This is a genomic window from Streptomyces sp. NPDC048337, assembly GCF_043201175.1.
Taxonomy (GTDB): Bacteria; Actinomycetota; Actinomycetes; order Streptomycetales; family Streptomycetaceae; genus Streptomyces.
Window position 1 is genome coordinate 161,965 of record NZ_JBICYR010000010.1, and the last position, 26,709, is coordinate 188,673.

General features: G+C 74.4%; 21 protein-coding genes and 1 tRNA gene. 10 read left to right on the top strand and 12 right to left on the bottom strand.

What is annotated here, in order from left to right; genetic code table 11:
• Window positions 1–4: 4 nt before the first annotated feature.
• From ACGFYU_RS18785 to ACGFYU_RS18795, 3 genes are read right to left on the bottom strand one after another with little or no spacing between them, the layout of a single operon-like run.
• Entirely contained in the window at window positions 5–1,480 is a 1,476-nt protein-coding gene (locus ACGFYU_RS18785) for a class I adenylate-forming enzyme family protein (protein ID WP_393828398.1), read from the bottom strand.
• Window positions 1,480–2,232: a glycosyltransferase gene (locus ACGFYU_RS18790; protein ID WP_393828399.1), complete on the bottom strand. Its 753-nt coding sequence runs from the start codon at window positions 2,230–2,232 to the stop codon at window positions 1,480–1,482. Before ACGFYU_RS18790 ends, ACGFYU_RS18785 begins: the two co-directional genes overlap by 1 nt.
• Window positions 2,229–3,251: a 3-oxoacyl-ACP synthase III family protein gene (locus tag ACGFYU_RS18795; RefSeq protein WP_393828400.1), complete on the bottom strand. Its 1,023-nt coding sequence runs from the start codon at window positions 3,249–3,251 to the stop codon at window positions 2,229–2,231. Before ACGFYU_RS18795 ends, ACGFYU_RS18790 begins: the two co-directional genes overlap by 4 nt.
• 299 nt (window positions 3,252–3,550) lie before the next feature.
• Here ACGFYU_RS18795 and ACGFYU_RS18800 point away from each other — a divergent pair, with 299 nt between their 5' ends.
• Together ACGFYU_RS18800 and ACGFYU_RS18805 are read left to right on the top strand one after the other, a co-directional pair.
• The gene (locus ACGFYU_RS18800) at window positions 3,551–5,611 is read left to right on the top strand and encodes a phosphocholine-specific phospholipase C (protein WP_393828401.1); all 2,061 of its coding nucleotides are present in this window, start codon (window positions 3,551–3,553) and stop codon (window positions 5,609–5,611) included.
• Between the two features lie 150 nt (window positions 5,612–5,761).
• Window positions 5,762–6,517 (top strand): alpha/beta fold hydrolase, encoded by a 756-nt coding sequence (locus tag ACGFYU_RS18805; RefSeq protein WP_393828402.1) that lies wholly within the window; start codon window positions 5,762–5,764, stop codon window positions 6,515–6,517.
• Between the two features lie 47 nt (window positions 6,518–6,564).
• Here ACGFYU_RS18805 and ACGFYU_RS18810 read toward each other — a convergent pair.
• Both ACGFYU_RS18810 and ACGFYU_RS18815 read right to left on the bottom strand, forming a co-directional pair.
• Window positions 6,565–6,637 (bottom strand) — tRNA-His (locus ACGFYU_RS18810).
• 74 nt (window positions 6,638–6,711) lie between these two features.
• Complete coding sequence (locus ACGFYU_RS18815; RefSeq protein ID WP_393828403.1) at window positions 6,712–7,458, bottom strand: hypothetical protein; 747 nt, start codon at window positions 7,456–7,458, stop codon at window positions 6,712–6,714.
• 390 nt (window positions 7,459–7,848) lie between these two features.
• On the opposite strand from ACGFYU_RS18815, the gene ACGFYU_RS18820 reads away from it, so the two are divergent.
• Together ACGFYU_RS18820 and ACGFYU_RS18825 are read left to right on the top strand one after the other, a co-directional pair.
• Window positions 7,849–8,694 carry a LysR family transcriptional regulator gene (locus ACGFYU_RS18820; RefSeq protein WP_393828404.1) on the top strand — a complete coding sequence of 282 codons (846 nt, stop codon included), beginning with the start codon at window positions 7,849–7,851 and terminating at the stop codon, window positions 8,692–8,694.
• On the top strand, window positions 8,691–9,833 hold the full coding sequence (locus ACGFYU_RS18825) for a M24 family metallopeptidase (RefSeq protein ID WP_393828405.1): 1,143 nt from the start codon (window positions 8,691–8,693) through the stop codon (window positions 9,831–9,833). The genes ACGFYU_RS18820 and ACGFYU_RS18825 overlap by 4 nt, the downstream gene beginning before the upstream one ends.
• Window positions 9,834–9,836: 3 nt before the next feature.
• On the opposite strand, the gene treZ is transcribed toward ACGFYU_RS18825, so the two are convergent.
• The gene (treZ, locus tag ACGFYU_RS18830) at window positions 9,837–11,603 is read right to left on the bottom strand and encodes a malto-oligosyltrehalose trehalohydrolase (protein ID WP_393828406.1); all 1,767 of its coding nucleotides are present in this window, start codon (window positions 11,601–11,603) and stop codon (window positions 9,837–9,839) included.
• A gap of 110 nt (window positions 11,604–11,713) precedes the next feature.
• On the opposite strand from treZ, the gene ACGFYU_RS18835 reads away from it, so the two are divergent.
• On the top strand, window positions 11,714–12,277 hold the full coding sequence (locus ACGFYU_RS18835; RefSeq protein ID WP_393828407.1) for an FHA domain-containing protein: 564 nt from the start codon (window positions 11,714–11,716) through the stop codon (window positions 12,275–12,277).
• Window positions 12,278–12,329: 52 nt separating this feature from the next.
• Window positions 12,330–12,818 carry a GNAT family N-acetyltransferase gene (locus ACGFYU_RS18840; RefSeq protein WP_393828408.1) on the top strand — a complete coding sequence of 163 codons (489 nt, stop codon included), beginning with the start codon at window positions 12,330–12,332 and terminating at the stop codon, window positions 12,816–12,818.
• On the opposite strand, the gene ACGFYU_RS18845 is transcribed toward ACGFYU_RS18840, so the two are convergent.
• Both ACGFYU_RS18845 and lpdA read right to left on the bottom strand, forming a co-directional pair.
• A complete protein-coding gene (locus ACGFYU_RS18845; RefSeq protein ID WP_393828469.1) occupies window positions 12,797–14,095 on the bottom strand; it encodes a M14 family zinc carboxypeptidase in 1,299 nt (432 codons plus the stop codon). The two genes, ACGFYU_RS18840 and ACGFYU_RS18845, sit on opposite strands and share 22 nt — an antisense overlap.
• 342 nt (window positions 14,096–14,437) lie before the next feature.
• A complete protein-coding gene (gene lpdA / locus ACGFYU_RS18850) occupies window positions 14,438–15,856 on the bottom strand; it encodes a dihydrolipoyl dehydrogenase (RefSeq protein ID WP_393828409.1) in 1,419 nt (472 codons plus the stop codon).
• 83 nt (window positions 15,857–15,939) lie between these two features.
• On the opposite strand from lpdA, the gene ACGFYU_RS18855 reads away from it, so the two are divergent.
• Window positions 15,940–16,842 carry a LysR family transcriptional regulator gene (locus tag ACGFYU_RS18855; RefSeq protein WP_393828410.1) on the top strand — a complete coding sequence of 301 codons (903 nt, stop codon included), beginning with the start codon at window positions 15,940–15,942 and terminating at the stop codon, window positions 16,840–16,842.
• Here the strand turns inward: ACGFYU_RS18855 and ACGFYU_RS18860 are convergent.
• Both ACGFYU_RS18860 and treY read right to left on the bottom strand, forming a co-directional pair.
• The gene (locus tag ACGFYU_RS18860; RefSeq protein WP_393828411.1) at window positions 16,839–17,645 is read right to left on the bottom strand and encodes a class I SAM-dependent methyltransferase; all 807 of its coding nucleotides are present in this window, start codon (window positions 17,643–17,645) and stop codon (window positions 16,839–16,841) included. The two genes, ACGFYU_RS18855 and ACGFYU_RS18860, sit on opposite strands and share 4 nt — an antisense overlap.
• Window positions 17,646–17,671: 26 nt before the next feature.
• On the bottom strand, window positions 17,672–19,942 hold the full coding sequence (treY, locus tag ACGFYU_RS18865; RefSeq protein ID WP_393828412.1) for a malto-oligosyltrehalose synthase: 2,271 nt from the start codon (window positions 19,940–19,942) through the stop codon (window positions 17,672–17,674).
• Between the two features lie 82 nt (window positions 19,943–20,024).
• Between treY and ACGFYU_RS18870 the strand changes: the two genes are divergently transcribed.
• On the top strand, window positions 20,025–21,338 hold the full coding sequence (locus ACGFYU_RS18870) for an MFS transporter (RefSeq protein WP_393828413.1): 1,314 nt from the start codon (window positions 20,025–20,027) through the stop codon (window positions 21,336–21,338).
• Here ACGFYU_RS18870 and glgX read toward each other — a convergent pair.
• On the bottom strand, window positions 21,323–23,437 hold the full coding sequence (glgX, locus tag ACGFYU_RS18875) for a glycogen debranching protein GlgX (protein ID WP_393828414.1): 2,115 nt from the start codon (window positions 23,435–23,437) through the stop codon (window positions 21,323–21,325). The genes ACGFYU_RS18870 and glgX overlap by 16 nt on opposite strands.
• A gap of 283 nt (window positions 23,438–23,720) precedes the next feature.
• Here glgX and ACGFYU_RS18880 point away from each other — a divergent pair, with 283 nt between their 5' ends.
• Window positions 23,721–24,983, top strand: coding sequence for an SAV2148 family HEPN domain-containing protein (locus ACGFYU_RS18880; protein ID WP_393828415.1), 1,263 nt, complete (start codon window positions 23,721–23,723; stop codon window positions 24,981–24,983).
• A gap of 102 nt (window positions 24,984–25,085) precedes the next feature.
• A complete protein-coding gene (locus ACGFYU_RS18885) occupies window positions 25,086–25,805 on the top strand; it encodes a 3'-5' exonuclease (protein WP_393828416.1) in 720 nt (239 codons plus the stop codon).
• 61 nt (window positions 25,806–25,866) lie between these two features.
• Here the strand turns inward: ACGFYU_RS18885 and ACGFYU_RS18890 are convergent, their stop codons facing one another.
• Entirely contained in the window at window positions 25,867–26,676 is an 810-nt protein-coding gene (locus ACGFYU_RS18890; RefSeq protein WP_393828417.1) for a hypothetical protein, read from the bottom strand.
• Window positions 26,677–26,709 lie beyond the last annotated feature (33 nt).

Below are 26,709 nucleotides of genomic sequence, written 5' to 3' on the forward strand. Positions count from 1 at the left end.
GGGGTCATACCGTGTGGCCGAGGCGCCCCGCCGCAAGGGCCGAGGTGGCCGCCCGGTCCGGCTTGCGGGAGCGGCCCGACAGCGGGATGCGGGCGAAGAGGAGGGCGTCGGGACGGGCCGTGCCCATACGGTCGAGCGGGCCCGACAGCGCGCTGCGCAGGGCGGCTTCGGACGCGCCGCGCCGCGGCTCGACGACGGCCACGAGCCGTTCGTCGCCGTCGCCCGCCGGGACCCCGACCAGGACGGCCAGCTCCACCCCCGGGACCTGGAGGGCCGGTTCGTACAGGCCCGGGTAGATGTTCTCGGCCCGCCGCAGGACCATGTCCTTGACCCTGCCCTCCAGTACGATCCGGCCCGCCCCGTCCAGCCGCGCCCGGTCGCCCGTACGGACCCACGCGTCGGGCTCCTCGCCGAGGTAGCGGTCCCGGGCCGCGGCCCCGGCCAGGAGCAGCTGCCCGTCCGCGTCGGGTTTGGCGACGACCCCGGGCAGCGGGGCGCCGACGAGGTCTCCCGGGCCCTCGAAGGCGGACTTCTCCCGGGCCTCGACCGCGGCGGCGGGGAACAGTTCGGTCAGCGCGTACACCCCCCACGCCCGCGCCGCGCCCGCGCTCCGCACCCGCTCCAGCAGCTCCGCGCTCGCGGGGGCCGAGCCGGTCCACACCCGCCCGTGGAACCGGGCCCCTGCGCGCAGGGCGTCGCGCAGCTGCGGCGGGGTCAGATAGGTGTCCTGCGGCCGCAGCCGGTGCAACTGCCGGGCCAGCACCCGCGGTTCGCGGGCCGGCAGGGCGACGGGCGCGCCGCGCGTCAGCGAGGGGACCAGGACGAAGAAGGTGCCCCCGAGTACGGGATCCTCGCCGCGGGCGTCGAACAGCGAGGCGACGCTCGCCATGCCGGCGGCCAGGCTCGACCGGGTGTGGACCACGGCCCGGGGCCGGGAGGTGGTCCCCGAGGTGAAGACGATCACCGCGTCCCCGTCGTGGTCGCCGTGCACGGGAACGCCCGTACGCGGCGCGGCCGTGTCCAGCGCGGGCGCGCAGCCCGGCAGCCGCCGCCCGACCGTGGCCACCGGCCCCAGCTCGGCCAGGTCCGGCAGCGCCAGCCGGGCCCGCCGGGCCAGCGGCCGCGCCCAGCCCGCCACCGCCTGCGCCGCCGCGTCGGCCAGCACCAGCGAGGGCCGGGCCAGCGCGAGGCGGGCCCGCAGCACGTCGGGTCCCGCGCCGGGGTCGAGCACGGCCCCGCGCAGCCCGAGCCGCCACAGCGCGAGCAGCACGGCGAGGGCCCGCGGCCCGGGGCGTACGGCGACGCCGACGGTGTCCCCGGCGCGCAGTCCGCGGGCGTGCAGCGCGGCGGCGAACGCGTCGGACAGCTCGGCGAGTTCGCCGCGGGTGGCGCGGACCCGCGGCGCTCCGGTCCGGGTGGCGGTGAGCACGGCGGGCCGGTCGGGGCGGCTGCGCAGCGCGTGGTCGAGGCGGTCCAGCATCAGCGGGGGTCCGTTCCGTGCGAGCCGCTGCCCTGGTCCAGGTACCAGCGGGCGGTGCTGGCGATCCCGTAGGCCCGCAGGCGCCGCGTGGAGTTCTCCACGACCATGTCCCGGCGGTGCGTGATCCGGTCGGTGTGGCGGCGTACGGCGTTGAGGAAGAGCCGGTCGGTCGGCGAGGGGCGCCGGGGCATGCCGCCCACGGCCAGGTACAGCTCGGCGGTGATGGCCATGTTGTTCCCGGCGTGCATGCGGTAGGGCGCCCGGAAGCCCTTGCGGCGCGCGTGCTCGGGCCGCAGCCGCCCGAAGAGCGCGGCGAGCGCCACGAGCAGGGCGAAGCCGGCCCGGCCGAGCGGCCCGTGCTCGTCGCGCCGCGCCGTGACCCGCCCGCACACCAGTCCGGGCCGGTCCGTGAGGGCGGCCCGGGCGGCGTGCGTCCAGCCGGGGCGCGGAAGGCAGTCGGCGTCCGTACGGGCGAGCAGGCTCGCGCCGTGGCCGATCGCGTACCGGAAGCCGGTGTCCACGGCCGATCCGACCCCCTTCTCCGGCTCCTCGATGACCTCCACCGGGAAGGGGGCGCCCGCGGCGAACTCCCGGGCGATCGCGCCGGTGCGGTCGGCGGAGGCGTTGTCGACGACCAGCAGGGTGAAGTCCCGGTCCCGCTGGGCGGCCAGTGCCCGCAGGGTCTGCGCGAGGCGGGCCTCCTCCTCGTGCGCGGGCACCACGACCCACATCGGCCGGTTCGCGGTGGTCACGACTTTTCCCAGACCATCGTCATGATGCTGATGCCGCCGCCCAGCCCGACGAACAACACCCGCTCCCCGGCGTCCAGTTCGCCGAACACCCGGTCCAGCTGGAGCCCGATGCCCGCGCTCGCGACGTTGCCGAGCTCGGGCACGGTCACCACCAGCTTCTCCGCGGGCACCCCGGTCAGCTCCGCGAACCGCTCCAGGTACGGCACCGTCACCTGGTGCACCAGCACCTTGGCGAAGCCGTCCCACTCCATCCCAGTCCGGTGCAGCGTCCGGTCGATGACCGCGGTCCCCACCTTCTCGAAGACGCCCCGCAGTTCGTGCCCGTCCCCGCGGAAGTAGGTGTACGCGTCCCCGCGCGGGTGGCGCGAACCGCCGCCCGGGATGCCCCCGACCTCCCAGTGCTCGGAGTGCGTCTCGCTGTCCACGTCGAGGATCCCGCCCCGCTCCACGGCCTCCACGACCACGGCCGCCCCGGCGTCGCCGAAGGTGTAGCCCGCGAAGCCGTCGCGGAACTCCGCCAGGTCGGCGGGGGAGTGCCGGACGGCGCGGCTCGGGGTCTCCCCGGTGACCACCAGGGCCCGCCGGGCCCGGCCCGCCAGGATCATCGACCGGGCGAGGTCGATCCCGTTCACGAAGCTGTTGCAGGCGTTGGTCACGTCCAGGGCGTGGGCCCGAGAGCCCAGCTCCGCCTGCACGATGTGCGCGGTGGCGGGCTCGACCAGGTCGCGGGAGGCCGAGGCGAAGAGCAGCAGGTCGATGTCGAGCGGGCCGAGTCCGGCCGCGTCCAGCGCCCGCCGGGCGGCGCCCACCGCGAGCGTGGAGGCGTACACCCCCTCGCCCGCGACGCGGCGGGTGACGATGCCGGTGGCCTGCCGCAGCAGCGACGGCGGCAGCGTGAGGCCGCTGCGGCGGGACACCTCCCGCAGCAGGTCGTCCGAGGACAGGACCTCCTCGGGCAGCAGGGTGCCGACGGCGGTTATCCCGGCGCGCGGCAGGCGGTCACTTGGCTGAAAGGGCATGCCCACACGATGACAAGCCGCCATCTCCCGGGCCTGAGTACGGATGCTCAGATCGGCCCGGCGGCCGGATGAGTACCCCCGGTCACCAGCCCCTACGTGAACCGGTGTGTTTCCGGGGGCTGTTGCGCGGAGGGTGGTTCCCCTACCGTCTTCGCCAGACGCGCGGGCCGGCGGTGAGCGACCTTCCGTTCTCCGGCTGTACGGCCAGGTGTCAGACAAGGATCTCCGTCCGGTCCCCCTGGGCCGCTGTCCTTGGGGCGCCCCTCGACTCCCCCCTCACCCGCAGAGGTCGTCACGCCATGGCAGAACTCAACCGCCGCAGGTTCCTCCAGATCGCCGGGGGCACCGCCGCCGCCACGATGCTCAACGAGAGCATCGCGCGCGCCGCCGCCATCCCGGCACAGGGCAGCACCGGGACGATCCAGGACATCGAGCACATCGTGGTCCTGATGCAGGAGAACCGTTCATTCGACCAGTACTTCGGTTCGATGAAGGGGGTCCGCGGCTTCGGCGACCCGCGTCCGGTCCTCCAGGACAACGGCAAGTCGGTCTTCTACCAGTCCAACGGGACGAAGGACATCCTCCCCTTCAACCCGCAGGTCAACGACCTCGGCATGCAGTTCGTCGAGGGCCTGAACCACGACTGGGCCGGCGGCCACCAGGCCTACAACAACGGCAAGTACGACAAGTGGGTCCCGGCCAAGACGGCCACGACCATGTCGTACATGACCCGGAACGACATCCCGTTCCACTACGCCCTCGCCGACGCCTTCACCGTCTGCGACGCCTACCACTGCTCCTTCATCGGCGCCACCGACCCCAACCGCTACTACATGTGGACGGGTTACACGGGCAACGACGGCACCGGCGGCGGCCCGGTCCTCGGCAACCAGGAGGCCGGCTACGGCTGGAAGACCTACCCCGAGCGCCTGGAGTCCGCCGGGGTCTCCTGGAAGATCTACCAGGACATCGGCGACGGCCTGAACGCGGCCGGTTCCTGGGGCTGGATCAGCGACGCCTTCCGAGGCAACTACGGCGACAACTCGCTGCTGTACTTCAACACCTACCGCAACGCCCAGCCCGGCAGCGCCCTGTACGAGAAGGCCCGTACGGGCACCGACGTCAAGGCGGGCGACGGCTACTTCGACCGGCTGCGCGCCGACGTCACGGCCGGCACCCTGCCCCAGGTCTCCTGGATCGCCGCTCCCGAGGCCTTCAGCGAGCACCCGAACTGGCCGGTCAACTTCGGCGCCTGGTACATCTCGCAGGTCCTCGACGCGCTCACCTCGAACCCGGCGGTCTGGGCGAAGACGGCCCTCTTCATCACCTACGACGAGAACGACGGCTTCTTCGACCACGTGGTCCCGCCGTACCCGCCGGCCTCCTCGGCGTGGGGCCTGTCCACGGCCGACGTGTCGAAGGACCTGTACGCCGGGGGCGGCGGCTACGCGGCCGGCCCCTACGGCCTCGGCCCGCGCGTCCCGATGATCGTGGTCTCCCCGTGGAGCAAGGGCGGCTACGTCTGCTCCGAGACCTTCGACCACACCTCGGTGATCCGCTTCATGGAGAAGCGCTTCGGCGTGCAGGAGCCCAACATCTCGCCGTGGCGCCGCGCCGTCTGCGGCGACCTGACCTCGGCCTTCGACTTCAGCCGGGCCGACGCGACCCCCGCGGCCCTGCCCTCCACGGCGGGTTACATCCCGCCGGACCACAACACCCACCCGTCCTACCACCCCGTCCCGCCGGCCACGGGCACCCTGCCGAAGCAGGAGGCCGGCGCCAAGCCGACGCGCGCGCTGGGCTACAGCCCGTACGTGGACGGCGCCCGCACGGCGTCCACCGGCAAGTTCACGCTCACCTTCTCCTCCGGCCCCTCCCTCGGCGCCCACTTCCACAGCACCTCGGGCAACCGCACGGACGGCCCCTGGCCCTACACGGTCGAGGCGGGCAAGACCCTCTCGGACACCTGGAGCACCAGCAGCTCCACCGGCAACCAGATCAACCTCACGGTGTGGGGCCCCAACGGCTTCCTGCGCACCTGGAAGGGCCCGGCGAAGAAGACCGGCCCCGAGGTCACGGCCCGCCACGTGGACGCGACCGGCAACCTGGCCCTGACCCTGACCAACTCCGGCTCGACCGCGGTCAACCTGACGGTGACCAACGCCTACGGCGGCGCGTCCCAGACCCTCCGGGTCGCCGGCGGCGGCTCGGTCTCCCACACCGTCGACCTGAGCACCACGGGCCGCTGGTACGACGTCAAGGTCGTCTCCGACGCGGACACCACCTTCCTGCGCCGCTTCGCCGGCCACGTCGAAACGGGCGCCCCGGGCGTCTCCGACCCGGCGATCAAGACCGTCTGACCCCGCCGCTCCCGGCGCCCGTGAAGTCGATTCCCGCGTCGGCTCCACGGGCGCGGCGCGGGCGCGCCGGCCGGCGGCGGTGTGATGGCGGGCCCGGCGGGCAGAAGGTACGGCGTCGGTTTTCTTCGACCCGTCACCGAGGGAGAACGCATGGCCATCGCCCACCGCAGGATCGGCACCGGGCCCGTCCGCGTCATCGTGCTGCACGACTGGTTCGGCACCTCCGCCAACTGGGGCTCCGTGCTGGACTACCTGGACCCGCACGGGTTCTCGTACGCCTTCCTCGACTACCGCGGCTACGGCGACCGACGGGACGTCCCCGGCCGCCACACCCTCCCCGAGATCGCCGACGACGTCCTCGAACTCGCCGACCAGCTCGGCTGGGACACCTTCTCCCTCCTCGGCCACTCCATGGGCGGCAAGGCGGCCCAGCAGGTCCTGGTCCGGGCCCCCGAGCGCATCGAGAAGCTGATCGGGCTCACCCCGGTCCCGGCCGCGCCCTACGAGATGGACGACGCGACCCACGCCCTCTTCTACGGGGCCGCCGAGGACCCCGAGAAGCGCCGGGCCATCCTCGACCTGGTGACCGGCAACCGCGCGAGCCGCCACTGGCTGGAGCGGATGGTCGCCCACTCCCTGGCCGTCTCCCGGCCCGAGGCCTTCGCCGGGTACCTGGCGAGCTGGCAGCCGCTCGACCTGTCGTCCGCGGTGAAGGGCAACACCGTCCCCGTGCTGGTCCTCGTCGGCGAGTACGACCTCGCGCTCACCGCCGACGTCATGCGTGCGACCTGGCAGATCTGGTACCCGAACTCCCGCATCCGCACCCTCCCGGGCGCCGGCCACTACCCGCCGCACGAGACGCCGGTGGCCTTCGCCACCGAAGTGGAGGCCTTCCTGGCCGACTAACGCCTGTAGGGGCACGAGGAGACCTCGTGCCCCTACAGGGCCAACAGGGTGAGTGACGGGACTTGAACCCGCGGCCACCTGGACCACAACCAGGTGCTCTACCAACTGAGCTACACCCACCACGAAGGGCGGCGGACCGCCCGTTCGATGTGCATGCACAGCATAGCCGATCAGCGGGGTGGTCCTGCGACGCGTTATTCCGCTACGGCGGAGACGGGGGTGCGCGCGGCGTGGGCGACGGCCGCCGCCGCCAGGGCCCGGACGATCGGGTGCGGCTGCGTCCCGTCCCCGTGCAGCTCCGGCTGGAAGAGCGTGGCCAGGAAGAAGGGGTGCCCGGGCAGCTCGACGATGCGCACCTGGCCGTCCTCGTCGTGCCCCGACAGCCGCAGGCCGTGCGCGGCGAGCGCGGGCAGGTGCCGGGGTGCGGGGCCGTAATTGCAGTGGTAGTGCTCCATCGACCGCTCCGCGCCGAGCGCGGACTCGGCGAGCGAGCCGGGCTCGGCCCGTACGAGGCCCTGGTGCCCGACCAGCGAGCAGGCGAGCGGGGCGATCAGCAGGTCCGCCGCGTCGGGGTCGTTCTCGGCGTGCGCGGCGTCGGCCAGCCCGCAGACGGTGCGGGCGTACTCCAGCAGCGTGTGCTGGAAACCACCGCAGGTGCCGAGGAAGGGGATCCCCTCCTCCCGGGCCACCCGGATGGCGGCGAGCGCCCCGCCCTCGCTGGCGTACGGACTGCCGGGCAGCACCCACACGGCGTCGAACCGGGCGAGCGTCCCGGCGGCGGCCTCGGCTTCGGCGTCGGCGGTGGGGATCCAGTAGGCGTCGAGGACGAGGCCGTCGCGGGAGGCGAGGGCGTCGAGGAGGAGGGGGATCCGGGTGTGGGACTTCACGTGCGGGGATCGGTCCCCGACCAGTGCGATGCGGGCTACGGGTGCGGTGGTCATGCGGACCATCGTGCGGTGGGCTGCCGCTTCAGCGCCAACGATTGTTCATGCACGCTCGATAAGCGCTGCTGATGCCCCTGGACGCGGCTGCGGCGTCGCTGCGGGGGCTCCGCCCCCGAGCCCCCGCGCCTCAAGCGCCGGCGAGGCTGATCTGCCTCCGGCGGCGCCTCAAACGCCGGCGGGGCTGGATTTGGCTGATGCCACCCGCTTGGTGCGGCTGGATTACCCGAAGGGCAATGTCAGCCCAGCTGCCACATCCAGCCCCTCCGACGTTCGAGGCGCGGGGTGCGGGGGCGGAGCCCCCGCAGCGGGGCCGCGCCCGGCGGGCCCGGCCCCGCCGGCCGGGGTGGGCTGCCCGGCTCCCCGCACGGGTGCGGCAGGCTGGGCGGCATGGATCCGCATCTCCTGCGCACCTTCGTCGCCGTCGCCCGGCTCGGCTCGTTCTCCGGGGCCGCCCGGGAGCTCGGGTACACCCAGTCCGCCGTCTCCCAGCACATCGCCGCCCTCGAGGGCGATCTGCGGGCCGAGCTGCTCACGCGGCGGCCCGTGGCGCCGACCCCGGCCGGGGTCCGGCTCCTGGAGCACGCCGGGCCGCTCCTGCTGCGGCTCGACGCCGCACGGGCCGACGTGCTGCGGCTGGCCGCCGCGCCGCCCGGGCGGGTCACCGTCGCCGCGTCCCCGCTCGCCGTCGGCCCCCGGCTGCTCGCCGCCCTGCCCGCCACCGGGGTCACCCTGCGGGTGCTGCCCCCGGCCGAGGTGCCCGCCGCCGTCGCCACCGGGGCGTGTGATCTCGGCCTCGTCGACGGCCCGGCCGCGCCCAGCGACCCCCTGCGGCTGCCCGACGTGGCCCCGCTCACCGTGACGGGCGTCGGCGAGGAGGAGCTCGCCGTGCTGCTGCCCGCCGGGCATCCCCTCGCCGGGCGCGCCGCCGTCCGGCTGGACGACCTCGCCGACGCGCGCTGGCTGGACGCCCCCGGCGTGGGGCTGCCGCTGATCGCCGCCCGGACCGGCGCCCGCTACGAGGGCACCGACCTGCTGGCCCTGTGCGCCCTCGCCACCGCCGGACACGGCCTCGTGCTGCTGCCCCGCCGCGTCGCCGAGGCCGCCGCCGCGGGGGCCGCCGTACCGCTGTCCGCACCCCGCCTGGTGCACCGTACGGAACTGCTCTCCGCCGGACGTCCGACCGGCGCGGCCGCTGCGCTCGCCGCACGGCTCGCGGCAGGATCCCCCGTATGACTTCCGAAACCCCTGAGCCGACGCACCCCGCCCCCTTCACGGCCGCCGACTACGCCGCCCGCATGACCGCGGCCGCGCGGACCGCCGCCGACGCGGGACTGGCCGGGCTGCTGATCGCCCCCGGGCCCGACCTCGCGCACCTCACCGGCTACCGCCCCACCGCCGAGACCGAGCGGCTCACCCTGCTGGTGCTCGCCGCCGACCAGGACCCGGTGCTCGTGGTGCCCGCCCTGGAGGCCCCCGACGCCGCCAAGGCCCCGGGCGCACCGGCGCTGACCCTGCGCGACTGGACCGACGGGAAGAACCCGTACGCCGTGACCGCCCCGCTGCTGGACGTCGCCGGCCGCTTCGGGGTCAGCGACAACACCTGGGCCCTGCATCTCCTCGGCCTCCAGCGGGAGTTGCCCACCACCTCCTACGTGCCCCTCACCGACTCCCTGCCCATGCTGCGCGCCGTGAAGGACGCACGGGAGCTGGAGCGCCTCGCGGCCGCGGGCTCCGCCGCCGACGCCGCCTACGCCCAGATCCTCCACCTCCCCTTCGCCGACCGCCGCGAGACGGACGTCGCCGCCGACCTGGCCGCGCTGCTCCGCGCCCACGGCCACTCCCAGGTCGACTTCACCGTCGTCGGCTCCGGCCCCAACGGGGCCAACCCGCACCACGAGGCGGGCGACCGGGTCATCCGCCACGGCGACATGGTGGTCCTCGACTTCGGCGGTCTGCGCTACGGCTACGGCTCCGACATCTCCCGCACCGTGCACGTCGGCGAGCCGACCGCCGAGGAGCAGCGGGTCCACGACATCGTGCGCGAGGCCCAGCAGGCCGGCGTGGCGGCGGTCCGGCCCGGGGTCTCCTGCCAGGAGGTGGACCGGGCGGCCCGCGCGGTGATCACCGAGTTCGGCTACGGGGAGCGCTTCATCCACCGCACCGGCCACGGCATCGGCGTCACCACCCACGAGCCGCCGTACATGGTCGAGGGCGAGGAGCAGCCCCTCGTCCCCGGCATGTGCTTCTCCGTGGAGCCGGGCGTCTACCTGCCCGGCCGCTTCGGCGTCCGCATCGAGGACATCGTGACCGTCACCGAGGACGGCGGACTGCGCCTGAACAACGCCCCGCGCGAGCTGGCGATCGTCGAGTAGAGGCTAGGGACCCAGCACCACCGCGGACTCGCCCGGCAGGTGGATCCGCCCGTCGGGACCGGGGTGTTCGAGCGGCTCCCACGCGGCGAGCACCCGTACGCCGTTGCGCCCCAGCGCGATCGTCGCCGGGTCCGGCGAGAGGTTCACCGCCACCCGTACGTCGCCCCGCCGGAAGGTGATCCAGCGGCGCTCCTCGTCGTGGGCGACCCGGACCGCGGCCAGGTCCGGGTCGCGCAGGTCCGGGTGCGTGCGGCGGAGCGCGACGAGGGTGCGGTACCAGGTCAGCAGCCGGGCGGGCCCGGGCTGCCCGGGCTCCGCCCAGTCGAGGCGGGAGCGGTCCCGGGTGGCCGGGTCCTGCGGGTCGGGGATCTCTTCGGCCTTCCAGCCGTGAGCCGCGAACTCCCGGCGGCGGCCGCTCCGTACCGCCTCGGCGAGCTCCGGGTCGCGGTGGTCCGTGAAGTACTGCCACGGCGTGGTCGCGCCCCACTCCTCGCCCATGAACAGCATCGGCACGAAGGGCCCGGTCAGCGCGAGCGTGGCCGCGCAGGCCAGCAGCCCGGGGGAGAGGGAGGCGGACAGCCGGTCGCCGAGCGCCCGGTTGCCGACCTGGTCGTGGGTCTGGGTGTAGCCGAGGAAGCGGTGGGCGGGGGTCCGGCGGCGGTCGACCGGGCGGCCGTGGGTGCGGCCCCGGAAGGAGGACCAGGTTCCGTCGTGGAAGAAGGCCCGGGTCATGGTCTTGGCGAGGGCGGCGAGCGGGGCCTCGGCGAAGTCGGCGTAGTACGCCTGGGATTCGCCCGTCAGCGCGCAGTGCAGGGCGTGGTGGAAGTCGTCGTTCCACTGGGCGTGCAGACCCAGACCCCCCTCGCCGCGCGCGGTGACGGTACGCGGATCGCAGCGGTCCGACTCGGCGATCAGGAACAGCGGGCGGCCGCTCTCCGCCGCCAACGCGTCCACGGCCGCGGCCAGTTCCTCCAGGAAGGTCAGCGCCCGCCCGTCGGCGAGCGCGTGCACGGCGTCCAGCCGGAGCCCGTCGATCCCGTAGTCGCGCAGCCAGGCGAGCGCGCTGCCGAGGAGGTACGCGCGCACCTCGTCGGAGCCGGGTGCGTCCAGGTTCACCGCCGCGCCCCAGGGGGTGTGGTGGGTGTCGGTGAAGTACGGGCCGAAGGCGGGGAGGTGGTTGCCGGAGGGTCCCAGGTGGTTGTGGACCACGTCCAGCACCACGCCCAGCCCGGCGGCGTGCGCGGCCTCCACGAACCGGGCCAGGCCGGCCGGGCCCCCGTACGGCTCGTGCACCGCCCACGGCGCGACCCCGTCGTAGCCCCAGCCGTGCCGGCCGGGGAAGGGGCAGACGGGCATCAGCTCCACGTGCGTGACGCCGAGGGCGGTGAGGTGCCCGAGGCGCGCGGCGGCGGCGTCGAAGGTGCCCTCGGGGGTGAAGGTGCCGATGTGCAGCTCGTACAGGACCGCGTCCTGGAGGGGGGTGCGGGGTGCCGCGGCGGCCGGCGCGGGCAGCGCCTCGAAGTCGACCACCGCCGAGAGGCCGTCGGGCCCGTCCGGCAGCCGCCGGCCGCGCGGGTCGGGGCGCGCGGTGGTCTCGTCGTCCAGCAGGAAGCCGTAGCGGCTCCCGTCGGCGGCCGGGGCCGTGACGGTCCACCAGCCGTCCCGGCCGTCGCGGCCGTTCTGTGCCGGATCGCGTGCCATGTCGTATGTCACGTCGTCGAGCCGCAGGGCGACACGACCTGCCAAAGGTGCCCAGACCTCGAACTGCACGGACGGTCCCCTCGTCTCCGGCGGTGTCCAGCATGCGTATCCTGCCCATCATTCCGGGCGCGGCGGGGGAGTTCTGGACACTCCGGCCCCGACGGGCCGACAATCACCCTGTGACGTCGAGTTTCGAGTTCCCCGCCTACCCAGCGCCGCGGCTTTCCGACGCCGAGCGCGACCGGGCGCTGGGCCAGCTCAGGGAGGGCGCCGCCCTCGGCAAGCTGTCCCACGACACGTTCCTGCGCCGGATGGAACTCGCCCTGGTCGCACGCCGCTCCGAGGACCTCGCCGTCCTCACCGCCGACCTGCAGTCGCGGGAGGGCGCCGAAAGCCCGTGGAGCCGTCGGCTGTTCGGCTGGGTGGGCCGGGTCTCCGCCGTCACGGTGGGCGTCCGGCGGGCGTGGGCCGTCGAGCGGCTGCCCAAGCTGCTGCTCCCGCACCCGAGCGCGGCGTCCCTGCGGATCGGCCGCGACCCGGGCAACGGGCTGCGGCTCAGCCACGAGACCGTCTCCCGGGCGCATGCGGAGCTGAGCCTGCACGGCGGTGTGTGGGTGCTCAGGGACCTCGGCTCCACCAACGGGACCACCGTGAACGGGCACCGGGTGACGGGCTCGGCGGTGGTCCGGGACGGGGACCAGGTCGGCTTCGGGAAGATGATGTTCCGGCTCTCATCGAGCTGAGTCCCGGGCCCCGGCGGTTCGTGGTCGGGGGACACCGCGCAGGATGGCGTCCATGGAACACACCAAGAGTGCCGGAGCGGCAGTGGACATGCCCGTCGTGCGGCGGGCACGCGTCGGGGACCTGCCCCGGCTGGTCGAGCTCATGCACGAGCACGTCGCGTACGAGAGGTCGGCCCCGCGGCCGCCCGGCCTCGCCGAGCGGCTCGGGCCGCAGCTGTTCGCCGAGGACGCCCGCCTGTGGGTGCTCCTCGCCCAGACCCCGGACGGCGCGGTCGTCGGATACGCCGCCTGCTCGGCCGAGTTCGCCTTCTGGGACGCCCGGCACTACCTCCACATGGACTGCCTCTACCTGGCCGAGGAGGCCCGCGGCCACGGACTGGGCGCCGCCCTGATGGACGGGGTGACGGGCCTCGCCCGCGAGCTCGGCCTCCTCCAGGTCCAGTGGCAGACCCCCGACTGGAACGAGGGCGCGGTCCGCTTCTACGACCGGCTCGGCGCCACCGGCCTGCCCAAGTGGCGCTACGGGCTGTCCGTGGACTGATGGTGCTGGGCCAGGAGGCGCTCGTACGTGGCCAGGACGGTACGGGCCTGGTGTTCCACCTGGGTGGCCACCGGGACCCAGCGGGCCTGGAAGCGCGCCGCGAAATCCTCGCACCACCCCGTGACGAGCCGGTCCAGCCCGGGCGCCGACGGATGGCCCTGCACGCGCAGGACGCGCAGCAGCATCGCGGCGGCGCGCAGCGACAGGCGCCGCCCGAAGGCGTCGATGCTGGCGATGTACGCCGCCGTGGCCTCGGCCGGAGCCCCGCTGCCGGCCCACTCGGCGGTGATCCGGGGGATGAGGGTGAGAGTCCAGTCCACGGCGCGCAGCAGGGGCGCCGCGGCCGGGTCCCCGTACGGCAGAGGGCGGGGCCGGAAGGCCTCCCGCATCCCGGCGACGAGCGCGGTGTCGGCGGCGAGCCGTGCGGCCAGCATGCGGAGGGCGCCGCGCGGGTCGGGGTGCGGGGCCGGGTCGTCCACCAGGTCGGAGGCCCACATGGGGACTTCGACGATCGCGGTGGTGCCGGCGTACCGGTGGGCGTGGTACCAGGTGCTGAGCCGGGTGTCCTCCGGGTGGAAGACCCCGGCGGCCTCGCTCCCCGGCTGCGGGATCACGAAGATCCCGGGTCCGGGGGAGGGCCAGCCGGCGGCGTCCGAGGCGCCGTTCTCCACCGGGATGCGCAGCTCGGCGGCCGACTTGCCGAAGGGCTCGGCGAGGCCGGGTATGTCCCGGGTGAGCTGCACCCAGGAACCGCCGAGGTCGGTGGCGTGCAGGGAGACCTGGAGGACGGGCCGCAGCTCGTCGATGAGGGCGGTCAGGGCCAGGGTCTCCGGCGGCAGCCGGTCCGGGGGCAGTAAAGACGGTGCCCACTCGGGCTGTTCGGGGCCGGGAGGGCGGAAGAAGTTCCGGTGGTAGTCGAGGAGCGAGTACGGGCGGGGCGTGCGGTGCAGGTCGGCGCCGTCCGGATCGGCGCAGAGGAGGAAGTGCCAGCCGCAGCCGGTACGCGGGGCCGGGTCGCGGAGCACGTGGCGGGCGAGGGACAGGGCGGTCGCGCCGCCGACCGGTTCGTTGGCGTGTGCCCCGGCGACGACGAGCACGTTCCGCGACCCGGGCGCGGCGGCGACTGGGGCGACGGACAGCACCCACAGGGGCTGTCCGGCCCGTGAGGTCCCGGCCTGGCGGAGGCGGGCCTCGGCGGGGTGCTCGTCCGCCAGGGCGCGGGCGGCCAGGGCGAGTTCGTGCGGTGTGGGGTAGCGCATGTCACGGAGGAGGGTCACAAGGGATGCCATGCCCGCCGGGCCCGCCCCCTACTGCTGCCGGGACCCCGCACTTCCTGGTCAGCCGCCTCGATCGCCGGCCCGGCTCAAGCATCCGGGGCTCTGCCCCCGGACCCCCGCGCCTCAAACGCCGGCGGGGCTGGATGTGCCGGCTAGGCTGGATGTGCCGGCGGGGCTGAAATTGTCCTGCGGGCGATCCAGCCCGCCTGGGCGTGCACGTGCGGGCTGAGGCCAGCCGAGATCCAGCCCCTCCGGCGTTTGAGGAGCGGGGTACGGGGCGGAGCCCCGATCGGTGAGCCGCACCGGCCGACCAGCGGCACCAAATCCAGCCCCGCCGCGGGGTTACTGCTGGTGGAGGCCGCGGCCCGCCAGGGAGAGGAAGGCCTCGCCGACGGCCTCCGACAGCGTCGGGTGGGCGTGGACGTGCCGGGCGACGTCCCCCGGCTCCGCGTCCCAGCCCACGATCAGCTGGCTCTCCGCGATCATCTCCGAGACGTGCGGACCGACGAGGTGCACCCCCAGGACCCTTCCACCCCGCTCCGCGACCACCTTCACCGTGCCCCCCTGCCCGTGCACCATCCCCTTGGCCACGGCCGTCAGCGGCATCGTGTTCACCACCACGTCGTACGCCGCCTCCCGGGCCTGCGCCTCCGTCAGGCCGACGGCCGCCGTCTGCGGCGCCGAGTACGTCACCCGCGGCACCGCCGCGTAGTCCACCGGCACGGTCGGCACCCCCGCCAGCGTCTCCGCCACCAGCAGCCCCTCCGCGAAGGAGGCGTGTGCCAGGCCCAGCGAAGGCGGCGGCAGCAGGTCGCCCACCACGTGGATGCCGGGGACGGCCGTCTCCAGCCGGGACCAGTCGGCCGGCGCCACGAACCCCCGCTCGTCGGTGGCCAGCCCGGCCGCCGCCAGGTCCAGCCCGTCGGTGACCGGGACCCGGCCCACCGCCACGAGCAGCCGTTCGGCCTTCAGCTCGCGCAGCTCACCGCGCGCGGTGCGCACCGTGGCCCGTACGATCCCGCCCTCGACCACGGCACCCTCCAGCCGGGCCCCCGTCTGTACGTCGATCCCGCGCTTCTTCAGCCCCCGCGCCAGATGCCGGGACACGTCCGCGTCCTCCAGCGGGACCAGCCGGTCCGCCGCCTCGACCAGGGTCACCTCGGCGCCCATCGAGCGGTGGAAGGAGGCGTACTCCACCCCGATCGCCCCGCCGCCCAGCACCAGCACCGACCCCGGCAGCCCGGGGGCGAACAGCGCGTCGTCGCTGGTCACCACCGTCTGCCCGTCGGGCTCCAGCCCGGGCAGCGTGCGCGGCCGGGACCCGGTGGCCAGCACGATCCCCCGGGCCGCGGTGAACTCCCGCCCGTCCTCGGTCCGGACGGACCGCGGCCCGGTCAGCCGCGCGCCGCTGCGCACCACGCGTACGCCGGCGTGGGCCAAGTGCCCCTCCACGCCCTGGTGGTTGCGGGAGACGATGTCGTCCCGGGTCGCGGTGAGCGCCGACCAGTCCACCGACTCCACGCTCGCCCGCACCCCCCACCGTTCGCGCGCCTCGGTTATGCCGTCGACGAGTTCGGCCGCGTGCAGCATCGCCTTGCTCGGGATGCAGCCGCGGTGCAGGCAGGTCCCGCCGACCTTGTCCCGCTCGGCGAGCAGGACGCTCAGGCCCAGGGCCGAGGCGCGCAGGGCGGTGCTGTAGCCGCCCGTGCCCCCGCCGATCACGATCACGTCCACCGTGGTGTTGCCGTCTTCGTTGGTCATGCGCCCAGCCTGTCCGGCCCGTTGCCCGCCGTCCAAGGAAATGATCTTCTGGACTCCATGCACGTTCTTTATGCTTCCCGGTCATGAGCCTGCGCCAGATGGAGTACTTCCTCGCCGTCGTGGAGGAGTCCTCCTTCACCCGCGCCGCCGACGCCCTCCACGTCACCCAGCCCGCCCTCTCCCACCAGGTCAAGGCGCTGGAGCGGTCCGTGGGCGGCGCCCTGCTGGAGCGCATGCCGCGCGGGGTCCGGCTCACCCCCATGGGCCGCGCCTTCCTCCCGCACGCGCAGCTCGCCGTCCGCAGCGCCCGCCAGGCGGAGCGGGCCGCCCGTGCCGCCGCGGGCGTGGCCGGCGGCGAACTGCACCTCGCGACCGTCCACGCGGTGGCCGTCGGCATGCTCCCCGGCATCGCCGCCCGCTGGCGGGCCCTGCACCCGGGAGTCTCGCTGGTGGTGCGCGAGTACGGCTCCAACGAGGCCCTGGAGGAGCAGCTGGAGCGCGGGGTCGCCGACCTCGCCGTGGGCCCGGAGCCCAAGGAGTGGACGGGCCCGGAGCTCCGCGTGGGCCGCGAGGAGCTGGTCCTCGTCGTCCCCTTCGACGACCCCCTGGCCGGGCGGGGCAGCGTCCGCCTCGCCGAGCTCGCCGACCGCGACTGGATCCGCTGCGCGATGGAACCGCTGGTCGAGGGGCAGCCCGTACTGGACTGGGCGTGCGGAGCGGTCGGTTTCACCCCGCGCACGGTGCTGCGTACAGAACACACCTCGACCGCCGTACGGATGGCGGCCGCCGGAGTGGGCATCGTCGTGGCCCCGGCCCACATGGTCCGGGGCGCCGTCGGCGAGGACTGCGTACTGCTCTCCCTCGACCCGCCGTGGCACCGGCCGCTGTCCGTCTTCTCCCGGGTGCCGCTGACCGGCGCGGCGGCGGCCTTCGCGGAGCTGACCGCCGGCAGCCAGGAGTCCTTCGACCCGGCGCCGCGGGCCTAGACGCGCGGGCGTTCCGGGCGGCGGCCGCGGACCGCCCAGGCGCGGGCGGCCAGGGGGATCGAGCCGTCCGGGCGGGCGGGGAGGGTATCGGCGAGCCGGTCGCGCAGGCGGTCCCGGGCGGCGGGGGCGAGGGCGGAGACGTAGCCGGGGGCCGGTCCCTGTCCGGAGAGGAAGGGCTCCCAGAAGTCCGCGAGGCCGGTGAACACGGTGGGCACCTCGATCGGGTCGACCGCCACGTCGACCAGCCCCGCCCCGGTCCACAGGGCGCGCAGCGGACCGGGGCGGCACACCGGGAACCGGTGCCCCTCGTGCAGCGCCGCGGCCGACGGGTCGGCCTCGGCCGCGGCGTCCCAGAAGCGGCGCAGGAACTCCATGCCCCCGGCGTAGTCCCACACGTACGTCGCGACCAGCCCGCCCGGCCGGACCACCCGCGCGGCTTCGGCGGCCGCCGTCTGCGGCGACGGGAGGAAGTTGAGGGCCAGCCCGCTGACGACCGCGTCGCACGCCGCGTCGCGCACCGGAAGCGCCAGCGCGTCGGCCACCGCGAAGCGCGCGGGCGCGGCGGCCCGGGCCGCGCGGACGAAACCGGGGGACCGGTCCAGACCCACCAGGGCCCGGGGCCGGCACCGCGCCGCCACCACCGCGGTCAGCGCTCCCGTGCCGCACCCCACGTCCAGCCACCGCAACCCGCTCCCGGCGCCGAGCCGAGCCACGAACACCTCGGCGACCAGGCGGCTCCACCGGCCCATGTACCGCTCGTAGGCGTCCCCGGCCGCCCACACGTCGAACCGCTGCTCCTCCATGCCGTCACCCTTCCACGGAAACCGGGCTAGGGGGTGTCGCGCAGCAGGACGCCCACGGGCGCGTCGGGGAGGAGTTCCGCCAGCTCCGCCCCGCTCTCGTACGAGGTCCCCCGCGCGCCCGGCATCCCGGCGAGCGGGGCCCACCGGCCCGGCGGCAGGGGCAGGGCGGTGCCCCGCCAGCCGCCCGCCGCGGCCAGCCGGTGCGAGAGCCGGGTCACCACCACCAGCAGCCCGGGCGCGCGGGTGAAGGCCAGGCAGTGCTCGGCCGCCGGGCCCCGGGCGGTCAGCGGGGCGTAGCCGTCGAACAGTTCGGGCCGGCCCCGGCGCAGCCGCAGCACGGCGGCCGTGAGCGCCAGCTTCTCCTGCGCCGGCCCGTCCGGGAGGCCCCCCGCGTCCAGCCGGGCCAGCGCCTCCACCGGGAAGCGGGCCGGCCGCCGGTTGTCGGGGTCGACCAGGGCCCGGTACTCCGTCTCGGCGCCCTGGTAGACCTCCGGGACCCCGGGCATCGCCAGGTGCAGAAGCGCCATCCCGAGCAGGTTCGCGCGGGCCGCCTCCGCCAGGTCCGGCGGCAGGTCCAGCCCGGCCGGCGCGTACCCCGGGACGGTCGCCTCGTACGCCTCGTCCCGGTCGGTCCAGCTGGTGTGCAGGCCGGCCTCGCGGACCGCCTTGAGCAGTGCCTGCGCCAGCCGGGGCACGGCCTCGGGGGCCTCGCCGAGCCCGAGCGCGGTCTGCCGGGCCGTCCACGCCAGCTGGGGGTCCGGGCCGGCGAGCCCGTCCATCAGCTCCGGCGCCTGGGACAGCACCGAGATCCGGGCCCGGACGTCCGCGCTGCGCTTGGTGTCGTGCGTGGAGAGCACCGTCCCGGAGCCGGGCCAGTCCCGGGCCAGCGCGGCGCAGTACGCGTGGAACCCGTCGGCCGACACCGCCGGTTGCCCCGGGTCCCCGCCGACCTCGGTGGCCGACAGCAGCGGCCCGTACCGGTAGAAGGCCCGGTCCTCCAGGGACTTGGCGCGCAGCGCGGCCGAGGTCTGGGCGAAGCGGGCGGCGAAGGCCGGGTCCCGCAGCAGCAGTTCCCGTACGCCGGCCACCGCGGCCGGACCGGCCGGCGAGGCGGCCCGCTCCAGGGCCTGCGGCGCCGGCTCCGGCGCGTCGGGGTACGGCCGGTAGACGGGATAGGCGATCAGCAACTCCCGGACCGCCTCGGCGAGTTCCGGACCGGCCTGCCGCTCCAGCGCGGCCAGCTCGGCGGCCAGGTCGCCGGTCAGCACCTCCCGGGCGCACGTCGACGCCGTCCCCTCCCAGTCCGGAAGCCCGGTGAACCGCCCGTATTTCGCGGCCAGTTCGACGGCGCCCTCCGGGTCGGTGAAGACCCCGTCCACCCGGTGCAGCGCGTCGTAGCCGGTGGTGCCCGCGACCGGCCACGCGGGCGGCAGCCGCTCCTGGCGGGCCAGGATCTTCTCGACCACCACCCAGCAGTGCGGCCCCGCCGCGGCCCGCAGCCGTCGCAGGTACTCCCCGGGATCCGCCAGCCCGTCCACGTGGTCGATCCGCAGGCCCTCGACGACCCCGTCCCGGACCAGCTCCAGCACCTTGGCGTGGGTGGCGGTGAACACCTCCGGGTCCTCCACCCGGACCCCGATCAGCTCCGAAATGGTGAAGAAGCGGCGGTAGTTGAGCGAGGTCCGGGCCTCCCGCCACCAGGCCGGCCGGTACCACTGCGCGGCCAGCAGCGCGGTCGGTTCCAGCCCCGCCGTGCCCTCCCGCAGGGGGAACTCCTGCTCCCCGTAGCGCAGTACCTCACCGTCGGCCTCCAGCGCGCAGGTCCCGGGCGGACCGGCGAGCACCGGCAGCAACACCTGCCCGCCGCCCGCCTCCCAATCGATGTCGAACCAGCGTGCGAAGGGAGAGTCCGGGCCGTCCCGCAGGACCTCCCACAGGGGCCGGTTCAGCCGCAGCGGCGTCGGCACCGCCATGTGGTTCGGCACGATGTCCAGCACCAGGCCCAGCCCGTGCGCCCGGGCGGCCCTGCCCAGGGCCCGCAGCCCCGGCTCGCCGCCGAGCTCCGCCCGTACAGCGGTGTGATCGGTGACGTCGTAACCGTGCGCCGAGCCGGGCACCGCCTCCAGGACCGGAGACAGGTGCAGGTGTGACACGCCGAGCGAGGCGAGATACGGTACGGCTGCCTCGGCCGCCGAGAACGGGAACTCCGGGCGCAGTTGGAGGCGGTACGTCGACGCCGGAGTGACAGGTTTCGGAACATCAGATTCCGATTGGATGCTGGGCTGCGGCTGGCTCATGAGAACGTACGTACCCAGCCTGCCGGATTCCGTGCCATTACCCAATGCATCCGGGTGACTGCACCGGGTTAACCTTGCTCAAGTGGTTGGAACCGTCAACACCTATCGAAGAGTCATCGCCCTGACCGGGCCCCTACTCCCGTTCGTCTCCTTCTTCGCCCGACTGCCCGTCGCGATGTCCCAGTTCGGGAGCGTCCTCCTGGTCGCCGAGACCAGTGGCTCCCTCGCCACCGCCGGCATCGTCGGTGGCACCCTCTCCGCCGGCCAGGTGGTCTTCGGACCCGTCCTGGGCCGGCTCGCCGACCGCCACGGGCAGCGGCCCGTCGTCCTCACCGCCGCGGCCGTCAACGCCGTCGCCACCGCGGCCCTCGTCGCCGGGGCCCTGGGCGGCCTCGACACCGTCCCGCTCGCCGCGATCGGCGCCGTCACCGGCGCCTCCGTACCGCTGATCGGGCCGCTCGCCCGGACCCGCTCCGTCGCGCTGGCCCACCGAGCCAAGGCCGACGAGAGCGTGGTCGGCGCCGTGCACTCGCTCGAAGGCACCCTGGACGAGGTCTCGTTCGTCTTCGGACCCGCCCTCGTCGGACTCGCCGCCCTCATCGCCCACCCGGCCGTCGCCCTCGGCGCCGCCGCCGGACTCGTCGCCGTCTTCGGCACCGCCTACGCGCTGCACCCGACCGCCGCCGTCACGGCCGGGGCCCCCGCCAAGGCACGCGGCAAGGGCCCCCGGGTCCGACAGCCGCGCGTGGTCCACGCGGTCCGCGGGTCGCTCGCCCTGCAGGGCGCCATGTTCGGAGGCTGTCAGGCCGGAATCGCCGAGCTCACCGCGCAGTTGGGGGTCCCCGGCCAGGCCGGGATCGTCTACGCCGCCATGGGCGTGGTCAGCGCCGCCGTGGGGCTCGCGCTCGGCGCGCTGCCCGCCCGCTTCGGGCTGCGGCTGCGCTGGCGGGTCGCCACCGGCGCCGCGCTCGTCCTCTCGGTGCCGCTGCTGTTCACCGACGCCCTGTGGCCGCTGTACGCGGTCGTCACCGTGCTCGGCGCGGCCTACGCCCCGCACCTCATCACCGCCTTCGCGCTCACCGAGCGCGTCGTCGAACCGGCCCGGCTCGCCGAGTCGATGGCCTTCGCCGCCAGCTCGCTGGTCGCCGGACAGGCCATCGCCCTCGCCGTCTCCGGGCGGCTCGCCGAGTGGTACGGGCCCGCCGGAGCCTTCGCCGTGGCCGTCGGGGCCGCCGCGCTCAGCCTGACCCTCGCCCTGGTCACCCGGGTCCCGGCCGCCCGCCCCCACCAGGTCAAGGCCTTCATCCCGGCGCAGCAGACCGCTTCCCCGGTGATCGGCGAGAGCGCCGGCAACGGCACGGGCGCCGGCGCCGGAAGCGCCTACGCCGGGCGCTGAAGCACCACCAGACACCTTCCCGTCAGCGCCACCCGGTCCCCGGCCGCATACTGCGGCCCGGTGCCGGGTGGCAGTACGTCCGGCCGCGCCGTGTCCACCACCAGACGCCACTGCGCCCCGTGCCCCGCCGGAACGGTGAAGTCCTGCGGCTCGGCACCCGCGTTGAACATCAGCAGGAACGAGTCGTCGGTGATCCGCTCCCCGCGGCTGCCCGGCTCCGAGATCGCCTCCCCGTTGAGGAACACCGTCAACGCCCGCGCGTGCTGCGCCTGCCAGTCGCGGGCCCGCATCTCCTCGCCGTGCGGCGTGAACCAGGCGATGTCCGACAGCTCGTCGTGGGTCCCCTCCACCGGCCGCCCGTGGAAGAACCGGCGCCGCCGGAAGACCGGATGGTCCCGGCGCAGCCACACCATCCGCCGGGTGAACTCCAGCAGCGCGGGCGCCGGTTTGCCGGGTTCCGGCCAGCACACCCAAGACAACTCGTTGTCCTGGCAGTAGGCGTTGTTGTTGCCGCCCTGCGTGCGGCCGAACTCGTCCCCGTGGCTGAGCATCGGCACGCCCTGCGAAAGCATCAGCGTGGCCGTGAAGTTGCGCATCTGGCGCTCGCGCAGCTCCACGATCTCCGGATCGTCGCTGGGTCCCTCCACCCCGCAGTTCCACGACCGGTTGTGGGTCTCCCCGTCCCGATTGCCCTCACGGTTGGCCTCGTTGTGCTTCTCGTTGTAGGAGACCAGGTCGTGCAGGGTGAACCCGTCGTGGCAGGTGGTGAAGTTGATGGACGCCAGCGGCCTGCGCCCGTCGTCCTGGTAGAGGTCCGAGGAGCCGGTCAGTCGTCCCGCGAACTCCGCCAGCGTGCGCGGCTGCCCGCGCCACAAATCCCGTACGGTGTCGCGGTACTTGCCGTTCCACTCGGTCCACAGCGGCGGGAAGTTGCCCACCTGGTAGCCGCCCTCGCCCAGGTCCCAGGGCTCCGCGATCAGCTTCACCTGGCTGACCACCGGATCCTGCTGGACCAGGTCGAAGAACGAGGACAGCCGGTCCACCTCGTGGAACTGCCGCGCCAGCGTCGCCGCCAGGTCGAAGCGGAAGCCGTCCACGTGCATCTCGGTGACCCAGTACCGCAGCGAGTCCATGATCAGCTGGAGCACGTGAGGGGAGCGCATCAGCAATGAGTTCCCGGTGCCGGTGGTGTCCGTGTAGTGCCGCGGGTCCTCCGCCAGCCGGTAGTACGAGGCGTTGTCCAGCCCGCGGAAGGACAGGGTCGGGCCCAGGTGGTTGCCCTCGGCGGTGTGGTTGTAGACCACGTCCAGGATCACCTCGATCCCGGCCTCGTGCAGCGCCCGGACCGCCGACTTGAACTCCAGGACCTGCTGGCCGCGGTCGCCCGACGCGTAGCCGTTGTGCGGGGCGAAGAAGCCGATGGTGTTGTAGCCCCAGTAGTTGCTCAGGCCGTCGTTGACCAGCCGGTGGTCGTTGACGAACTGGTGCACCGGCATCAGCTCCAGCGCCGTCACCCCGAGCTTGGCGAGGTGGCCGATCACCGCCGGGTGCGCGAGGGCCCCGTACGTGCCGCGCAGCTCCTCGGGGAGCTCCGGATGGCTCATGGTCAGACCCTTGACGTGGGCCTCGTACAGCACGGTGTGGTGGTACTCGTGGCGCGGCGGCCGGTCGTTGGCCCAGTCGAAGTACGGGTTCACCACGACCGAGGTCATGGTGTGCGGGGCGGAGTCCAGGTCGTTGCGGGAGTCCGGCCGGCCGAAGTGGTAGCCGTACACCGCCTCACCCCACGCCACGCGGCCGCTGATCGCACGCGCGTACGGGTCCAGCAGCAGCTTCGCCGCGTTGCAGCGCCGGCCGCGCTCGGGCTCGTACGGGCCGTGCACGCGGAACCCGTAGCGCTGGCCCGGCATCACGCCCGGCAGATACGCGTGCCGGACGAAGGCGTCCGTCTCGCGCAGCTCCACCGCGGTCTCCGAACCGTCGTCGTGGAGCAGGCACAGCTCGATGCGTCGGGCGGCCTCGGAGTAGACCGCGAAATTGGTGCCGGCGCCGTCGTACGTGGCGCCGAGGGGATAAGCCTGTCCCGGCCAGACCTGCATAGATAACGACTCTTCCCATCCTGCTCCGGCTGCTGCTGCTGATCCGGCTGGACCACGTCACTGCCAGATCTTCCCCGAAAGAGGGTCCCCACGCGCGGACTTGGGCTGGTGCTGCCGGGTGACCCGCAGAGCTGATATGCGGGTCAGCGGACTGTCCGCGCATCGGATAATGGGTCAACGGACAGCCGGTGTAAGGGCCATCGGGCTGCACCGGGACGTGCGCGCGGAGTACCCTTCCGTGATCACTGGAGACGGGCGTCCAGACGCAGAAGGCGGTGCACGGGTGAGCTCGGGAGGTCTGGAGCTGCCCCCTGGTGACAGCGGTCACGAGGGCGGCCCGGCGGACGCGGGCGGCGCGGCGCCCGGCGGGGCGCCGGCCGGCGCGGTTTCGCTGGCCCCGCAGGCGGCGGCGGGAAGCGCCCGGGCCGGGGCCGAGCTGGACTGGGGCACGGAGGCCTGGAGCGAGGTCCGTACGCGGGCGCAGCGCGCCGGTCGTGCGTACATCTGGCTGAACCTGATCGAACAGCGGCTGCGGGCGGTGGTCGGCGCGGTCCTGCGGCCGATCTACGAGCCGGTGCACGGCGGTGACGACTGGGTGGTCGCCGCCGCCGGGCCCGCCGGGCAGGAGTGGGTCCAGCGTGCCGTGGCCGTGCGCGAGGTCAGCCGGCGCAAGGGCTACCTGCTCGACTCGGCCGACGACAACGTGCTGAGCTTCCTGACCCTCCCTCAGCTGCGCGAGCTGATGGTCCAGCACTGGCCGTGCTTCGAGCCGTACTTCGACGACCGGCGGGAGATCGAGCTCGCGCTCGACGAGCTGGAGGTCACCCGCAACGTCGTCTCCCGCAACCGGGCCCTGTCGCGGCCGGTGCTGGAGCAGGCGGAGCGGGCCTCGGCGCGGCTCCTGGAGGTCCTGGGCGGGGGCGCGGGCAGCCCGTCGGCGGACCGGCTCCCGATCGACGCCGTCGAGGACCTGGTGGGGGACCGGTACGCGGACGTCATCTCCGTCCACCCGGACCGGGTGCGGCTCCAGCGGCAGCTGCCGGCCGAGGACCTCTTCGGGGGCGCGCGGCGGCTCGACGCCATCGGCATAGGGCTCAACCTGCTGGTCCAGAACTTCTCCGGCCGAAGACTCGTCCGGCTCACGGAGGCCGGCTGCCGGGTGCGGCTGCTGTTCCTGAACCCGGCGAGCAGCGCGGTCAAGCGGCGCGAGCGGGAGCTCGGGCTGCGCAAGGGCGAGCTGAGCCGCTCGGTGGAGATGAACATCCTGCACGTCCGCCGGGTCCGCGCGGGCCTGCGGGACCCCTCGCGCTTCGAGATCCACGTCTTCGACGAGACCCCCCGCTTCACCGCCTACCTGGTGGAGGGCCAGTCCTCGGGCATCGCGGTCGTCCAGTCCTACCTGCGCCGGGCCCGCGGCATGGAATCCCCCGTCCTGGTGCTGCGCGGCGGCGGCCGCGGGGTCCCGCGGGACGCCGACCACGGACTCTTCACGACGTACCGGGAGGAGTTCGAATCGGTGTGGGAGGACTCCCGCCCGGTGTCCTGACCGCCGTGACCGCCGTGACGGTGGGGGGCGTCGGCCGGCCTGTCAGTGCCGCGTGGCAGGCTGAAAGCCGTTGACCGAAGGTGTACGGGGGAGGGGCGCGGCATGGGGGACTGGCACGGCGGTGTGCTGATCGGGTTCGACCTGGAGACGACCGGCACGCAGCCGGGGGAGTCGCGGATCGTGACGGCGGCGGTGGTCGAGGTGCGGGCCGGCGAGGTGCGCGAGCGGCGCGGCTGGCTGGCGGACCCGGGGATACCGATCCCCGAACAGGCCTCGGCGATCCACGGGATCAGCACCGAGCGGGCGGTCGCCGAAGGGCGGCCCGTGCGGGAGGTCGCGGACGAGGTCGCGCAGGCGCTGGTCGGGCACTGGCGGCGGGGGGCGGTGGTCGTCGCGTACAACGCGGCCTTCGACCTCACCCTGCTCACGGCGGAGCTGGCCCGCCACGGGCTGCCGTCGCTGGCCGACCGGCTGGGCGGGATGGAGACCGGGCCGGTGGTCGACCCGCTGACCATCGACCGGGCCGTGGACCGCTACCGGCGCGGCAAGCGGACCCTGGAGGCGGTCTGCGGGGTGTACGGGGTCACCCTCGACGCCGCGCACGACGCCGGGGCCGACGCGCTGGCCGCGGTCCAGGTGGCCCGGGCGATAGCCGAGCGGCATCCGGAGGTGGCCGCGCTCACCCCCGACGACCTGCACGCCCGCCAGGGCACCTGGCACGCGCGCTGGGCCCGGGACTTCCAGGCCTACCTGCGCCGCCAGGGCACCCCGGACGCGGTGATCGACACGGCCTGGCCGCTGCGGGGCCTGGTCCCGGCGTGAGGCCTGGGCCCGGCATGAGGCCTGGGCCCGGCATGAGGCCGGGTCCCTGCCCGAGGTCGGGTCAGCGCGCGCCCTCGTAGTCGCCGACCTTCTTCCCGATCGCCGTCTGGAGCGGTCCCATCCGGTCGACGAGCTGCTGGAAGTCGGCCGTCCGGCCGTCGGACCACTGGCCCATGGCGACCACCATCACCCGGCCGTGCCCGGTGAAGGCCTGCACCAGCCCGCTGTCCGCGGGCAGGGTCTTCAGGCCGGATCCGGGCGGCGGGCCCTGCACGGCCACCTGGTAGTCGTTGAAGGCCATCGCCAGCTCGGTCACCACCTTCACGGTGTCCTTCGGGTCCTTCATCGTGAAGACGGCCAGGTTGAACTGGTTGTTCTGCGCGTCCTTGTAGAGCGCGACCTGCTCCCCGACACAGCCGGCGCTGTCCTCGATGAGGGCGGCCAGGCGGGGGCCAATGCCGTCGGGTTCGGTGCAGGATTCCATCACGACCGAGCCCAGCCGGGTGAAGGTGCCGCCGGTGGCGCCCTTGACCTCGGCGGGGAAGACATCGCCGAGCGGGATCATCGGCCGGGTGTCCGGGCTGTTCTTCGACGGGGCGGGCGACGGCGCCGCGGAGGCCGCCTTGGCGGGGGCGGGGGCCGACGCCTGCGTGTCGGGCGAGGGGTCCATGAGCTTCAGCACGACGAAGGCCGAACCCGCGGCCAGCAGCGCCAGTGCCGTGTTCAGGGGCCATGCCCGCTTGGGCCGGGCGGCGGGCAGTTCCGACTCGCGCATCGTGGCGCCCCGGACGAAGTCCTCGTCCAGCACGACCTTCCACTTGTCGTCGTCCGGCCCGCCCGGGCCCGTGGGTATCTCATTGTTCTTCGGCACGAACGAACCCTAGTGATCACCATCGCCGATCTG

Bases quoted from the DNA above. Each gene is read 5' to 3' on its own strand.
- ACGFYU_RS18885 (WP_393828416.1), top strand. From the start codon at position 25,086: ATGGGGGACTGGCACGGCGGTGTGCTGATCGGGTTCGACCTGGAGACG.
- ACGFYU_RS18820 (WP_393828404.1), top strand. From the start codon at position 7,849: ATGGATCCGCATCTCCTGCGCACCTTCGTCGCCGTCGCCCGGCTCGGC.
- ACGFYU_RS18825 (WP_393828405.1), top strand. From the start codon at position 8,691: ATGACTTCCGAAACCCCTGAGCCGACGCACCCCGCCCCCTTCACGGCC.
- ACGFYU_RS18815 (WP_393828403.1), bottom strand. From the start codon at position 7,458: ATGACCACCGCACCCGTAGCCCGCATCGCACTGGTCGGGGACCGATCC.
- ACGFYU_RS18855 (WP_393828410.1), top strand. From the start codon at position 15,940: ATGAGCCTGCGCCAGATGGAGTACTTCCTCGCCGTCGTGGAGGAGTCC.
- ACGFYU_RS18800 (WP_393828401.1), top strand. From the start codon at position 3,551: ATGGCAGAACTCAACCGCCGCAGGTTCCTCCAGATCGCCGGGGGCACC.
- ACGFYU_RS18860 (WP_393828411.1), bottom strand. From the start codon at position 17,645: ATGGAGGAGCAGCGGTTCGACGTGTGGGCGGCCGGGGACGCCTACGAG.
- treY (WP_393828412.1), bottom strand. From the start codon at position 19,942: ATGAGCCAGCCGCAGCCCAGCATCCAATCGGAATCTGATGTTCCGAAA.
- glgX (WP_393828414.1), bottom strand. From the start codon at position 23,437: ATGCAGGTCTGGCCGGGACAGGCTTATCCCCTCGGCGCCACGTACGAC.
- ACGFYU_RS18840 (WP_393828408.1), top strand. From the start codon at position 12,330: ATGGAACACACCAAGAGTGCCGGAGCGGCAGTGGACATGCCCGTCGTG.
- ACGFYU_RS18785 (WP_393828398.1), bottom strand. From the start codon at position 1,480: ATGCTGGACCGCCTCGACCACGCGCTGCGCAGCCGCCCCGACCGGCCC.
- ACGFYU_RS18795 (WP_393828400.1), bottom strand. From the start codon at position 3,251: ATGCCCTTTCAGCCAAGTGACCGCCTGCCGCGCGCCGGGATAACCGCC.
- ACGFYU_RS18805 (WP_393828402.1), top strand. From the start codon at position 5,762: ATGGCCATCGCCCACCGCAGGATCGGCACCGGGCCCGTCCGCGTCATC.
- lpdA (WP_393828409.1), bottom strand. From the start codon at position 15,856: ATGACCAACGAAGACGGCAACACCACGGTGGACGTGATCGTGATCGGC.